Annotated in this window: 2 protein-coding genes; one reads left to right on the forward strand and one right to left on the reverse strand. The window is 36.1% G+C overall.

Annotated features, from left to right (window positions below; all coding sequences use genetic code 11):
- Nucleotides 1–46: 46 nt before the first annotated feature.
- Complete coding sequence (locus tag P0R33_RS18700) at nucleotides 47–11,227, reverse strand: gliding motility-associated C-terminal domain-containing protein (RefSeq protein WP_276172681.1); 11,181 nt, start codon at nucleotides 11,225–11,227, stop codon at nucleotides 47–49.
- Nucleotides 11,228–11,638: 411 nt separating this feature from the next.
- Here P0R33_RS18700 and P0R33_RS18705 point away from each other — a divergent pair, with 411 nt between their 5' ends.
- Nucleotides 11,639–15,664, forward strand: coding sequence for a two-component regulator propeller domain-containing protein (locus tag P0R33_RS18705; protein WP_276172682.1), 4,026 nt, complete (start codon nucleotides 11,639–11,641; stop codon nucleotides 15,662–15,664).
- Nucleotides 15,665–15,959: the final 295 nt, after the last annotated feature.

The following is a 15,959-nucleotide window of genomic DNA, read 5'->3' on the forward strand; positions in this document are numbered from 1 at the left end:
ATTTTATTTTGGTTAATCCGATTTTTTAATTTTAATACTGTTTGGTTTATTTTAGATAAAGCCAGCCAGAGGTTTTTTTAGAGCCATCTCCTAAATCAAGAATATAGAAATAAGTACCTTCAGGAAGCGTTTTGGCAGAGCCGTCTGCTTTTCCGTCCCAAGTATTGTTGTAGCCTTTTTTATAGTAAACTAAATTCCCCCAGCGGTTAAATATCTCAAGATGATTATTCGGATATCTGTCAATACAATCAATATAGAAGAAGTCGTTTTGTCCGTCATCATTTGGTGAGAATTCATTATAAATTTTCAAACAACTTGGCGAAACAGTGGCGCTGTCTTGATTGTTAGATGAATTTGTATCTATTTGATCTAGTTTAATTAAATGTGCTGTATTGAGATAATCATTAAAATCAACCACTTTTACCGTAATTGTAAGTGTTTGTAAAGCCCTAGAATTAATTGATGGAATGTTCCAAATACCCGTTTGAGGATTGTAAGTTCCTGAAGTTAAAGCTGAATCTACAAATGTGTATCCTTTTGGAAGTAGATCTTGAACTTCGACATTGGTAGCCGTTATGTTTCCAAGGTTTTCTGCAGTAATGGTAAAAATTACTTGACTGCCCATAGGAACATCGGTTTTATCAACTTCTTTATTAATAGCCACATCGGTAGAAGGGATATTGATAAATTCTGAATCTTCATCATCTTCGCTCTGATCTCCATTATCATTATTTGGAGTAGAATCTGGATCAAATTGATTGCTTGCCGTTACTTGGGTAATATTGACATAATCAACGCTTTCAAGTCCAAGCGGATTTGCAACTGTAGCCTGATAGGTCAATGAAATACCGCCTACAGGAACTGTTAAATTAACCCATTTAATAGTGTTTAGACTAAAAATACCGCCGTTGTTAATATTGGAAATGTTTTTGTAACCAAGCGGAATAATATCTTCTACTGCAACACCTGTCGCGACACTCGGGCCTTCATTTTTAAGCTGTAAGGTGAATGTTATGACTTCATTGACATTAGCGTTTTTGTTGCTGACTGTTTTTTCCAGACTTAAATCCGCGACAGCGACATTAATGGCTAAACTATCATAATCATCTTCTGTTATAACGCCGTTATTTGGCGTCGAATCTGGATCAGGCAGATTGCTGGCAATAACTTCAGTTGTGTTTGTATATTCATTTACTGTTCCCGATGGAGGATTTACACGAGTATAAACATCGAGTGACTGATCGGTTCCGTTAGCAATATTGCCAACATTCCAAACTCCCGTAACATAATTATACAAACCACTTGTCGGACTGCTTGTTAAATAGGTAAATCCTGGAGGAAGTAAATCTTTAACCATTACACCGCTTGCATTTGCAGGACCATCATTTTTGACTGTAACGGTGAAAATAACTGTTGAACCAACATCATAAACCTCATTTTGATTTAATGCCGTTTTGGTAATTGATAGATCTGCCATAACAATTACTGGTGTCACAGAAATTCTATCATAATCATCTTCTGTAGTAACGCCATTTCCTGGTGTACTATCGGGATCAAATTGATCAGAAGTCATTATTTCGGCAATGTTTAAATATTCATTTGACGTTCCGGTTGGACTTTTTACATTAACATTTAGCAATAAAGTATGGCTATTTCCGGGCAGGATAATTCCAGGATTCCATTCGCCTGTTGCGCGATCGTATGCTCCTGAAGTAGAATTGTAAAATATATAATCATATCCTGAAGGAAGAATATCTTTTACAGTTACTCCCGTAGCGATACTTGGACCTGAGTTGGTTACAGTAATCGAGAATGTAATTTGCGATCCTACATTTGGCGTTAGAATGTTGTTAATTACTCTTTTTTCTATAGAAAGATCAGCTACTGCCGGAACTGGACTCAATAGTACAGAACTAATATCGTCTTCGCTACTGTTGTTATTGTTTGGAGTTGAATCTGGATCTAATTCGTTAGAAGCATAAACTTCGGCTACGTTTTGATAAACTCCTGTGGTATTTACTTTTGCGCCTATTAATAAAGATTCAGACGCTCCGTTTGCTATTGTTCCAACATCCCAAATACCCGTTGTGCTATAATATTGTCCAGCTGTCGAGCTGTAAACGACATATTCATAACCGCTTGGTAAAAGATCTTTTACTTGCACACCAGTTGCATTTTGCGGGCCGCTGTTGGTTACGGTTATTTCGAATGTGATTGTTGCTCCAAATATTGGACTTAAATTACCGCCAACGACTGCTTTTACAAGAGATAAATCGGCCATTGGAACTGTTGGAGTAGTAATCGCACTCGCGTAATCATCCTCAGTTGTGACTCCGTTATTTGGTGTTGAATTTGGATCAGGAAGACTGCTATTTGTAACTTCGGCTGTATTTAGATAATTTCCAGTTGCATTTATAATGGCCGTTAATTGCAGTGTTTGTGAATCTCCGTTTACCAAAGAACCAATATTCCATTTTCCTGTGGTATTATTATAAGTTCCTTTTGTAGAAGTAAAACTGCTAAAAGTATATCCAGAAGGCAATAAATCGGTTACCTCAACAGCTGTTGCATTTTGCGGACCTTGATTGGTAATGACGATTTCAAAAGTTACAGAAGATCCGATTAATGGAGTGGCATTATTAACTGTTTTGGTTAAAGATAAATCTGCCGATTGTCCTAACGGAGCTGTTGTCGCTGTTCCGTAATCGTTTTCAGTTGGAATTCCGTTTCCTGGTGTCGAATTTGGATCTGGTAAACTACTTGCGGTTACTTCAGCAATATTTACATAATTTCCTGTTGCATTAACAATGGCAGTTATTCTTAAAACTTGTGAATCTCCGTTAAGGAATGATCCAATAGTCCATTTTCCAGTTACGGCATTATAAACACCTTTTGTTGCGCTGTAATTTACAAAAGTATATCCCGAAGGAAGCAAATCTGTTACTTCGACTCCAGTTGTATTTTGCGGACCATTATTAGTTGCAATTATTTCAAAAATAACTGGTGAACCTACTAAAGGCGTAGCATTGTTAACAGTTTTACTTAAAGCTAAATCTGAAGCTTGGGCATTTGGAGTAACTGTTGCCGTTGCATAATCATCTTCGGTTGTAACTTGATTATTTGGAGTGGAGTCAGGATCGTGAAGCGCACTCGAAGTTACTTCTGCAACGTTTATATAATTTCCTGTCGGATTTACTACAGCAAGAATTTGCAAGGTTTCTGATTTGCCATTAATCAAATTGCCTACTGTCCATAAACCTGTGGTAGGATTGTAAGTTCCTGTAGAAATTGTAAAATTAGAATAAGTATAACCACTCGGAAGCAAATCGGTAACCGTTACGCCAGAAGTATCTTGTGGACCATTATTGGTTACAATTACTTCAAAAGTCACTAAAGAACCCATTAACGGATTAGCATTGTTGACTGTTTTAGTTAAAGATAAATCTGCTGATTGTGCCGTTGGAGTAATAGTAGCTGTTGCATAATCATTTTCTGTTGGAACACCATTATTAGGAGTTGAATTAGGATCAGGAATATTTGCAGCCGTTACTTCAGCAATATTCAGGTAATTTCCTGTAGCATTTACAATTGCCGTTATTTGCAGTGTTTCTGATTCTCCATTGGCTAAATTTCCAACATTCCAAATTCCAGTTAATGGATTGTAAGTTCCTGTAGAAACTGTAAAACTACTGTAGTTGTATCCTGAAGGCAATAAATCGGTTATTTGAACTCCTGTATTATCTTGTGGACCGTTATTAGTAACAACAACGGCAAATGTTACAGGCGATCCTGCGATTGGACTAGTATTGTTAACTGTTTTGGTTAATGACAAGTCAGAAGATTGGGCAGTTGGCGTTGTTGTAGCTTCTGCATAATCATCTTCTGTAGTAATTCCGTTATTTGGATTAGAATCAGGATCTGGTTGACTGCTGGATGTAATTTCTGCGCTATTGGTATAATTTCCTGTTGCATTAACTATTGCTGTTATTTGTAACGTATGAGTTGATGCAACGGGCATGCTTCCAACTGTCCAAATTCCAGTTGAGGCATCGTAGCTTCCAGCTGTTGCAGTATAAGAAATATAATTGTAACCAGAAGGAAGTAGGTCAGTAACAGCGACATTATCTGTGGCTTGTGGTCCTGAATTGTTCACCTGAAGACTAAAAGTTACTTGCGAACCTACGAGCGGTGTAGTATTATTTACAGTTTTAATTAAAGATAAATCTGCCGAAGTCGCAATAGGAGTTGTTGTCGCTTCAGCGTAATCATCTTCAGTCGTAATTCCGTTATTTGGAGTAGAATCAGGATCTGGTTGACTGCTGGCTGTGATTTCTGCACTATTGGTATAATTTCCAGAAGCATTGACTAAAGCTGTTATTTGTAAAGTATAAGAATCTGAAACGGGCATATTTCCAACTGTCCAAAGCCCTGTTGCAGGATTATAACTTCCTGTTGTTGCACTATATGATGCATACGTATATCCAGTTGGCAGTAAATCGGTAACGGTTACTCCATTTGCTTCTTGCGGACCAGAATTTGTTACCTGAATACTGAATGTTACTAACGAACCTACAATAGGAGTTGAATTGTTTACCGTTTTGGTTAAAGATAAATCGGCTGATGTTGGAACTGGAATAGTCGTAGCTTCTGCATAATCATCTTCGGTTGTAATGCCATTATTCGGAGTTGAATCAGGATCGGGAAGATTGGCAGCCGTAATTTCTGCACTATTAGTGTAATTGCCCGTCGGATTTACCGTTGCAATAATTTGAAGAGTTTCTGAATCTCCATTTACTAAATTACCAACAGTCCATAAACCGGTTGTCGAATCATAAGTTCCAGTTGAAGCAGTAAATCCGGCAAAGGTATATCCTGATGGAAGTAAATCAGTTACCTGAACGCCAAAATTATCTTGCGGACCATTATTGGTTACTACAATTTCGAAAGTAGCAAGCGAACCAACCAGTGGAGTTGTATTATTGACAGTTTTAGTCAAAGACAAATCAGAAGATTGCTGAATTGGAGTAGTCGTAGCAGTTGCGTAATCATCTTCAGTCGGAATTCCATTATTTGGTGTAGAATCCGGATCAGGAGTATCACTATTTGTAACTTCGGCAACGTTTGTATAATCGCCAGTTGGATTAACGATTGCATTAATCTGTAGTGTTTCAGATTCGCTGTTTGCTAATATATCCAATGTCCATAAACCTGTACTACTATCGTAAGTACCACTTGTTGCATTAAAACTGCTAAAAGTATAACCCGAAGGCAATAAATCTGTTACTCGAACAAAAGCTGCATCTTGAGGACCACTGTTTGTTGTAATGATTTGAAAAGTAACAATAGAACCAACTAATGGAGTCGAATTGCTTACTGTTTTGGTTAAAGATAAATCTGCTGATGGCTGAGCAGGCGTTACAACTGCATTATCTTCATCATCTTCACTTTGATCTCCGTCGTCGTTATTTGGCGTACTATCAGGATCAGGAAGATTGCTGGCTGTAACTTGAGCTACATTAAGATAATTCCCTGTAGACAATACTCTAACATCCAAAATGAGCGATTCTGAAACCCCCACATCCACTGTACCTACATTCCAAATTCCTGTTGCGCTATCGTACAAACCAGCAGATGAACTATAGTTTACATATTGAAAACCAGAAGGCAGTAAATCAGTTACTTGAACTCCAGTTGCATTATTTGGACCATCGTTTGAAATTACAAGTTCAAAAGAAACTTGACTTCCAACCACTGGACTTGTATTGCCAGCGACAACATTTTTAACTAAAGATAAATCAGCAGATGGACCGATAAAAGTAATTTCGGCATTATCCTGATCGTCTTCTGTCGCAATATTATTATTTGGAGTTGAGTCAGGATCAGGTAAATCGCTAGCTGTTATTTGAGCGATGTTTAGATAATTTCCTAAAGGATTAACAAGTGCGCTGAAAGTCAGATTTACATTAGAATTAGCTGGCAGATATAAATCTCTCCATTCTAAACTAGCTGTTGCAACTTGATAAGTTCCTCCAGATGAAACAGATCCCGGAATAAGCGTGTATCCAACTGGAATTACATCTTGCACATCAACTCCAGTTGCATTTCCAGGGCCTCTATTTAATACATTAATAGTAAAATCTACTTGTTGTCCAGCTGACGCAGAAGTTGGGGATACACTTTTTGTAAGTTCTAAATCGGCAGGTTTTAAAGAAACAGTCGCACTTGCCATATCGTCTTCAGGAAGTCCATTTCCGGGTGTGCTGTCAGGATCAAGCTGTTTCGCGGTTTCTATTTTTGCAACATTGATGTAATTGTTACCAGTTGAAACAACATTTACTTTAGCTGTAATCTGTAAAGCAAGCGAGTTTCCATTATTTAGATTTCCAACATTCCAAATTCCAGTAGTATTATTATATTTTCCAGCACCATTATCGCTTACATAAGTATAACCGGGAGGCAGTTGGTCTGAAACCGTAATCCCGCTTGCATTATTAGGTCCGCTGTTGGTCACTCGAATGGTAAAAATAACATTGTCATTGATACTTACCGTTGCAGGTGAAACGGTTTTCTGCAATGATAAATCGGCTATATCTAATATTATTGAAGCATCGTCTTGATCGTCTTCGGTTGCAATATTATTATTTGGCGTACTATCGGGATCAAATTGGTCTGAAGCAATGATTTCGGCATTATTGACATAAGATCCAGTTGATTTAATTACTGCTTGAAAAGACAGTGTTAATCTGCTTCCAACAGGGATTGTAAGATTGTTCCAAGTTACAGTATTGTCACCTACATTATAAATTCCCGCTAGGTTTACAGAACCAGGCACTATGGTATAACCAGACGGAATGTAATCTCGTACAGAAACTCCAGTTGCAGTTACTGTTCCTCCCAATGAATTATTGTTAAAAACTTGAAGATTGAAAGTAACTGTATCTCCAGCACTTCCTGTAACAGGATTAACAGATTTGGTTAATTCTAAATCAGCAACAGATAATATAGTTAATGTCATCGTGTCTGATGAAACAGCACAATTACCATTGCTTACCGTCCATTCTAAAACATATACTCCAGAAACAGTTCCTGTTACTGCTGTAGTTGGAGACGCTGCATCTGTAAAGCCTACAATACTTGGTCCAGAAACTTGAGTCCAAGCTCCAGTACCAATTGTTGGTACAGAAGCATTCATGTTAACAGGCGAAAATTGCGGAATTATTTGATTCGGACCTGCATTTGCGGTAGAGGGTAAATCGTAAATTGTAATGATAACTCTATCTTCAGAAGTACATCCTGTTGTTGCAATTGTCCAGCTGAATTCATAAGTTCCAGCAACCATTTGTAGTATTAGCGAATTTGGATTTGTTGGAGATGCTATTGTAGCTGTATTTGGTCCAGAAATTTGAGTCCATGTTCCCGTGCCAATAGTTGGTGTATTAGCAGCCATAGTCACAGAAGCTACATTACATAATTCTTGATCTGGTCCAGCATTTGCAACCGTTGGCGGATCATCGTTAAAAGTTATATTTACTGTGTCTGAAGATGGCTGACATAAAGATGGACTTGTAAAAGGTCCATTTGTAACAGTCCATGTTAACGTATAAGTTCCTAATACAGTAACATTAGAAAGAGTTGTAATTGGACTATTAGGACTGTCTATCACTGCTGAAGCTCCCGGAGGCTGACCTGTGATTGTCCATGTTCCAATACCAACCGTTGGAGCTACAGCGGCTGTCTGATAAGTGGTTTGACAAGCTACGGCATCATCAGGTCCTGCATCTGCTGTACTTGGTGCAGCATTCATTTCTATTCTAACAATATCGGATAAAGTTCTGCAAGAATTACTTGAGAAAACCCACTCTAAAATATACAAACCGGGAACAGTTAAATTTGTAACTGTTGTTAATGGAGCTGAAGGAGTAGTGATAACTGCGACACTTCCCGGAGGTTGAAATGCAAAACGCCATTGGGCACTAGAAACATCGGGAGGTGGCATGTTTCCTTGCAGAGTAGCAGTTCCGCCAACATCACTTATACAAAGCGTCTGATCTGGACCTGCATTTGGATCAATACTTGCTCCGCTGAAAATAGTTACATTTACAGAATCTGAAGAACCTGAACAAGTACTGCCATCAGGAAAAGTTGTTGAACTAGTCGTATAAGTAAAAACATAATCATTTCCTGGAACTACAGTTGCATTAGCAATATAGCTATTAGAAGGCGATTGTGTTATAGTAACATCTGCTGTATTTCCAGTCGTGCTAGTAAGTGTCCAAGTTCCTGTAGAGTTTTCGTTCCCTTTAAGCTGAATACTTGTTACATCACAATACGTTTGATCAGCTCCCGCATTTGCCGTAGGCGTTACCGTCACAATCATATCATCAAAAGTACCTTGACACAAAAAGATGCTTTTAGCAGTTATTGTCCATCTAAAAGTGTAAGTTCCCGCTACAAGTCCGTTAATTACCGTATTAGGATTAGACGGATCAACAATAGTTGGCTGATTTGGAGCACCCGTGAGAACAGACCATTGTCCAGCTTCGAAGAAACTATCATAAGTACTTCCCGCCATAGTAACACTTGTATTGTTACATACATTTTGATCTGGTCCAGCAACAGCCTGATTAGGCGGAATACCAATTGTTAGATTGATATCGTCGAACGCTTCACCGCAGACTTCGGCATCTACAGTCCATCTAAAAATATAATAACCACTATATGTAAATGTAAATACAGCATTTGGATCATGAATATCGCTTATCGTATAACCTCCCACACCAGAAATTCTAGTCCAAGTGCCCACAGCTCCACTGCTGCTTGTTGCTGCCATTGTTATAGTATTACCGCAAATATCTTGATCAGGTCCTGCATTTGCAGCAGGCGGTGTGTCTGCTATTGTAACTGACACTTCACTTGTATTGGGAGCGCAAAGTCTTGTAATAGTTTCTATAGCCCATGTAAAAGTGTAAGTTCCGTTTCCAGGAACAGTTACCAAAGTATTTGGATCGCTGGAATCAGCAAAAATAACTCCAGCAGAAGGAGTTACAGACCATAGGCCAATTTCAAAAATTCCTGGAGTATTTCCGCTAAGATTAAAAGATGTAGTACCAGCAGGATAACAAGCATCTGGACCTGCATCAGAATTGGATGAAGCTGTAGCATTATTGGTTATAATTGTCACGTTATCAGAAACAGCTGCGCTACAAGATGGTCCTGGATGAAGATAAGAAACAGTCCATTGTAATTCATATTGCGATGTATTCGATGTAAAGCCTGTCGCGACTGCATTAGGATCATTTACATTAGAAAAAGAAATCGTGTTTGGTCCTGATACTTGGCTCCACGTTCCAATTTCTCCACTTTGTGCGGGTGTCGCTGCAAGACGCACCTGAGCATTAGCACAGACTATTTGATTTGGACCTGCATCTGCAGTGCCTAGCGAACTATCAGAAACATAAATTGTTACTGTTGAAACCGAAAAGCCACAGGTAGCACCGCCACCTTTTGTTATGTACTGAAAAACATAAGTTCCAGGAATAAGTCCTGTAACTTGAGTATCTACAGCAAAATTATCAGCTATAACGGCTTCATTTGGACCACTAAGCTGACTCCAAAAATGCATTCCATCACCAGTTGCAACTCCTGATAACATTGTACTGGTATCTCCACAAGGCAAGCTTACATCAGAACCTGCATTTGAAGGGGTTGGATCTCCAGAAACTAAAATGTTTAATGTATCAAAACCAAAATCACAACCAACAGGAAGTGTTCCATTTTGACTTCGGATAAATTCAACAGTATATTCTCCTGATTCTGTAAGTGTTAAGGTTAGTGAATTTTCAACATTTTGTAATGCAGTAGGAAAGGGCGCTAAAGGGGAAGTACTTGGCCCGTTTACAATTCGATATTGATTTACACCTGTTCCAGTAACGGTAAGCGGAATTGTAAATACCGTTGCATTACAACTTCCAGCAATATCGTTACCATTATTAGCCACAATAGTTCGTGTTGCTCCATTATATTGAATATTGTAATCTTTTGTAAAAACACAGCCAGTATTAGCATTGGTGAGTGTATATCTAAATTTATAAGGATCACCAGAATCTGAAATATTGGTAACCAAAGTTGTCGGATTTGTTGGAGAAACAATCACAGCACCCGTATCTCCAGATATCTGTGTCCATTGTACAGTTTCGCCTGCGTAAAGCGGAGTTTGTGCTACAAGAGTAACCTGAGTAATAGTATTATCACAAAAGAAAATATCTTCATCACCGCCTGGCAGATTTGTTACATCTTGCGTTGCAGCAGGAACTGTAATAGTCACTAAGTCATTTCCTGAAGCGCAAGGTCCCGTAACGGTCCATCTAAAAGTATAAGTACCTTGTACAAGGTTAGAAATTTGTGTATTACTAGAGCCTGGACTTCCTATTGTTGGCGTATTTGGACCACTTACAAATGTCCATTGACCACTTTGTCCGTTTAAACCGCAGCCACCATAAGCTCCAGTAAGATTAGTACTTTGAGTAGTAGTATAGCAATTGCTTAAGGTTTGATCTGCACCCGCAGAAACAGGCGTAACACCTCCATAATTAGTTACAGTAATTTGAGAAGTTGTTCTACAGCGTTGTCCTGGAGCATATTCAGCACCTTCAATAACCCATTGAAGTGTAGTTACACCGCAGCTTGTTGCAGGTAAAGTTATCGTTGAGGTAGGCAAATTGGGAAAATTAATTACAACTCCTGAATTATTGGCACCTACTATTTCCCAATGACCAGTTTCTCCCGTATTTTGTGGAGCATTGGCAGTAATAGACAGATTTCCGTTACTATTTGGACAGCTTGCAATATTGCCGCCTGCATTTGCAATCGTAATGGGTTGCACATTAACAACTTTATCCTGATATGTAAAAACACCGTCACCACAAGTTGCACTATATCTAAATATATAAGTATTTCCTCCCGTATATCCTGTTACAATAGTGCTAGAACTATTTGGAGTATCAATTACTACAGCTGGACCAGATATTTGTGTCCATGAAACATTTCCAATAATCGGAGATGGATTATTACCGCTTAAAACCAACGCATCAGTTTCGCAAATAGTAACATTTAAAACTCCAGCATTTACTGTACAGTTCTGGCTATAAATTGATGCAGAAAAAATAAAAGCCGTTATGGTTAACTTTAGCTTTTTAAAATAATTTTGATAAGGTATAGTTTGATCCATAAGCATAAAGGATATGAAATTTATTTAAAGACAAAGCACTTGATTTGCTAATCAAACTTTGGTTTTCTTTAAAAAATTAGAGTTTACTTATAGTGAAATGAGAACCTATCAAATTTACGTAAAGATTAATCTGAGTTTTATTTTTATATGTTTCAGATTATAATTTGCAACCATTTTTACCAATTTGAACAACTAGGGAAATGTAAAAAATAAGATGAATTTTGGTAGATTTTAAAGCAAATAAACTTTGGCAATAAAGATTTCGTAATATTAAAATTAGATGAAACTAAGTTTTAATAATAAAAAAAAGACATCTTATCAAGCTTATCTTTTTTGACGGTTTTTGACAATTTTCGCCTTAAATTAGCTTATAATTGTACTATTGCTACTGAAATAAAATAATAATATACTTTGAAGAATTTTGTTTTATATCTATTCTTGCTGCTGGGTTTAAGTCCGGTTACATATTCGCAGGATTATCCTGTAAAATTTCTAGATATATCAGATGGTTTGTCTAACAATTCCATCATTACTATTTATCAGGATAACGAAGGTTTTATGTGGTTTGGAACTTACGATGGTTTAAACCGATATGACGGATATAATTTTAAAGTCTTCCGAAATCGAATCAACGATCCAAAATCATTGTCCTTTAATACAATTTATAATGTTGAGGGAGATTCTAAGAATAATATTTGGGTGGGAGGAACTAACGGAATCTGTGTTTACGATAAGAAAAAAGCAATATTTCACCCGGTTCGTTATAGGAAATCAGATAAAAAAACAGAATTACTTCAGGGCATTATACATCAAATGCGCTCTGTTTCTGATAAACTTGTTTTAGTAGCTTCGCAAAAATTAGGATTATTAGCTTTTCAAAATGGCTCTTTCGTAGGAAATCAAGTTCCGTTAAAAGCATTAGAAAATAAAATCAATATTAATAATTATGATGCTGTTGCCATTCAAGAAAACAAGGAAAAATCTGGATGCTGGATTTATGTTCGAAATGTTGGAGTCTGTGGTTATGATTATAGAACTAAAGATTTAAAAATAGTTTTCCCACTTTCTATAGAAGTAAAAGCAATGAAATTGGCAACTGACGGAAATCTTTTATTAGGAACAGATGAAGGTCTTTTTCTTTTAAATACCAAAACGGGTTCCGTTTCAGATAATTATTTTTCGAATAAATGCAGCGTAACCGATGTTTTAATAGACAGAAAAGGAAAAACTTGGATTACAACTGATGGATGCGGGATTTTTTACATAGATCAAAAAAGTAAAAAGCTTCTTTTTTATAACGAACAGCTGGCAAAAAGCAATTCAGTTTGGAGTCTTTACGAAGATAAATCAGGTAATAAATGGTTTGGTTCGCTTCGTGGCGGAATCAGTATGTTAAGTGATACGCCAAAGTATTTTAAAAGCATTAGATACAATTCAAAAGAACCTGCGGATAATTTTATTTTATCATTTTGTGAAGATGAAAAAAAGAATCTTTTGGTAGGTACAGATGGAGCAGGATTAAAATATTGGAACAGAGCAAATAACACTTATTCGAATTACGGAATTTCGCTTTCAAGCAGTTTTATAACCGGAATAGTCCATGATGACAATAATGATATCTGGGTTTCTACTTGGGCAGGAGGCATTAATCGCATAGACAAAAAAACAAATAGCGTCAAGAATTATTCTTGTTATAATCCTTTTACAAAGCAGATTGAAAAAAATATCTGGTTTGTGTTTAAAGATTCAAAATCAAATATTTGGGCAAGCGCAACAAACGAAGGTTCGTTATATTTTTTAGATAGAAAAACAGACAGTTTTGTGCTTTTTGATAAAAGTATTGAAAATCTGCAATGCATGTTTGAAACTTCAGACGGAAAATTGTGGGCAGGAAATTACACTTCGCTTTTATCTATTGAAAAAAATACTAGAAAAATAACCAAGAAAGCCATCGGAAATCCAATTCGATGCATTTACGAAGATAAAGACAAGAATCTCTGGATTGGAACACAAGAAGGAGGTTTATTATTGTTTGATCGAAAAACGAACACTTTTAAAAGATTAACAATAAATGATGGTTTGCCGTCAAATACTATTTTAAGATTACTCGAAGATAAATACGGAAATTTATGGATGAGTACGTACAACGGAATTTGTCGTTACGATAAAAAAAGCAAAACATTCCGCAATTTCTCTATAAACGACGGACTTCAGAGCAATCAGTTTAGTTTTAATGCCGGAATAAAACTTTCTTCGGGAGAGTTTCTTTTTGGAGGAATTAACGGTTTTAATATTTTTTATCCAGAAGCAATAAAAGGTTTCAATCAGAAGAATAATGTTTTATTGACCGATTTTTACGTCAACAATCAATTAATTGAAGAAAGTAAAGCCGAAGTTGATATTGATTCAGATAAAGTAAAAGATGTGAGTTTAGAATACGATCAAACTACATTATCTCTAGAATTTGTTGCACTTGATTATAATAACTCAGACAAAATTAACTACGCTTATTTTTTAGAAGGCTGGGACGAACAATGGAATTACGTCGGACAAACCCGAAAAGCAAATTACTCGAGACTTCCAGAAGGAAAATATACTTTTAAAGTAAAAACAACCAATTTTAAAGGCGGCTGGAATAAAGAAGTCAGTTTGGTTTCGATAACAGTTTTACCGCCTTGGTACAGAACTTGGTGGGCTTATACTCTTTATTTAGCAGCAATTGGCGGCATTTTATTTTTGTATTTAGATTACAATAAAAATAAAGAAAAACTAAAGTATAAAGTCAAAATTGCCGAACTGGAAAGCAAAAAAGAAAAAGAGATAGCCGAAAAACAGGCGTCAATGTTTACCTATATTTCGCATGAATTTAGAACACCGCTTTCGCTAATTATCAATCCATTAAAAAAAGCGGTTCAGAAAGAAATTGTCGAAAATGGTTCTTCTGGAAGCGATTTGGCAATTGCACACCGAAACGCCAGAAGACTTTTAAGTTTGGTAGATCAATTGCTGTTATTGCGAAAAGCTGAAAATGATGCCGATTCTTTACGATTGTCTCCAATTAATGTAAATAATCTTTCTAATGAAGTGTATCAATGTTTTGTTAATCAGGCAAAAGAAAAACAGATTTCGTATAATTTAAATATTCCATCTAATGAAATCACTATTATTGGAGATTATGAAAAAGTAGAAATTTCGTTATTTAATTTAATGTCAAATGCTTTTAAATACACACCAATTGGAGGCGAAATCAATTTGACAATATCCGAAAATGAAAATGAAGTTTTTCTAGAAATAACCGATAGCGGAGACGGAATTGATAAAAAAGATATTGAGGTTATTTTCGAAAAATTCAAACAGATTAATTCGAAAGTTTCTGTTGGAACAGGTTTCGGAATTGGACTTTATATTGTTAAATATTTTGTTGACAAACACAAAGGTTCTGTAACCTGCAGCAGCGAAACTGGTAAAGGCAGTACTTTTAAATTGGCCTTCTTAAAAGGAAGCAATCATTTTGAAAACGCTGAAATAACAAACGAAAAATCACAGAGAAGCCAATTATTTGACGAATTGATTCCAGACGAAATTGAAGAACCAACAGTTGTCAATTTGGTTTCAGAAAGCGACTTTAAAAAGACAATGTTAACCGAAAAACGCACTGTTTTAATTATTGATGATAATGCAGAGATTCGAACCTATTTAATTAAATTATTTTCGGCAAATTATATAGTTTATAGTGCAGAAAATGGAGAAGAAGGATTAGAATTGACCAAAAAACACATGCCAGATCTCGTTATAAGTGATATTACGATGGAAGAAATGGACGGTTTAGAATTATGTCGAAAAATTAAAGAAGACAATGCTTTATCTCATATTCCAGTTATTTTATTGACAGCTTCTAAAAATCCTGAAACGCATTTGCAGGGAATCAATGAAGGTGCAGACGATTATATTACCAAACCTTTTGATGATGATATTCTAACGGCACGAGTAGAATCTTTATTAAGAAATCGACATAATCTGCGCGCTTATTTCTTAGATAGCATTACGCTAAAAGAAAACACGCAGAAAGTTCCCGTAGAATATCAGCAGATGCTGAAAAAATGTATTGATATCGTTGAAGCTAACATTCATAAAAAAGATTTTACGATTCGAACTTTTGCTCTCGAAATGGGAATGAGCCACAGAACGCTTTACACTAAAATCAAAATTATTTCTGGACAGACTTTAAATGCTTTTATTCGATCATTACGAATTCGAAGAGCTGCCATGTTAATGTTAACTGAAGAAATGAATATTGCGCAAGCAAGTGCCGAAGTTGGTTTTGAAGATCCTAAATATTTCAGACAGCAGTTTGTAAAACTTTTTGGAATGACTCCATCAGAATATATTAAAAAGTATAAAAGTTCCTTCAATTCGGACTTAAATATCATCAAATAGCAAAATCACCATTATTTTTTGTTGCATTTTTTCTTTGAATTTTGACTAAACGATTAAAATCTTCTACAACTTTTAATCGTTTAGGTTGAAAAAATACTGTTTTTTCAATAATTGCAAATAATGCAAAAATCCATAGCTATTTTTAAATACTCAGTAAAAAATATTTCGAAATTATGGTTAATTACAATTTTGACCTCCTTTTTTTTCGAATTTACCCCTCCTTATAAGTGTGAATTAAACATTTCTTTGCACTTATAGCAATCGGTTATTATACAATTGCTGTTAGTCATAAGTG

The sequence above is a fragment of the Flavobacterium sp. YJ01 genome (assembly GCF_029320955.1).
Taxonomy (GTDB): domain Bacteria; phylum Bacteroidota; class Bacteroidia; order Flavobacteriales; family Flavobacteriaceae; genus Flavobacterium.

Excerpts from the sequence above, each read along its gene's own strand:
- P0R33_RS18700 (WP_276172681.1), bottom strand. The coding sequence starts at position 11,227 with ATGGATCAAACTATACCTTATCAAAATTATTTTAAAAAGCTAAAGTTA.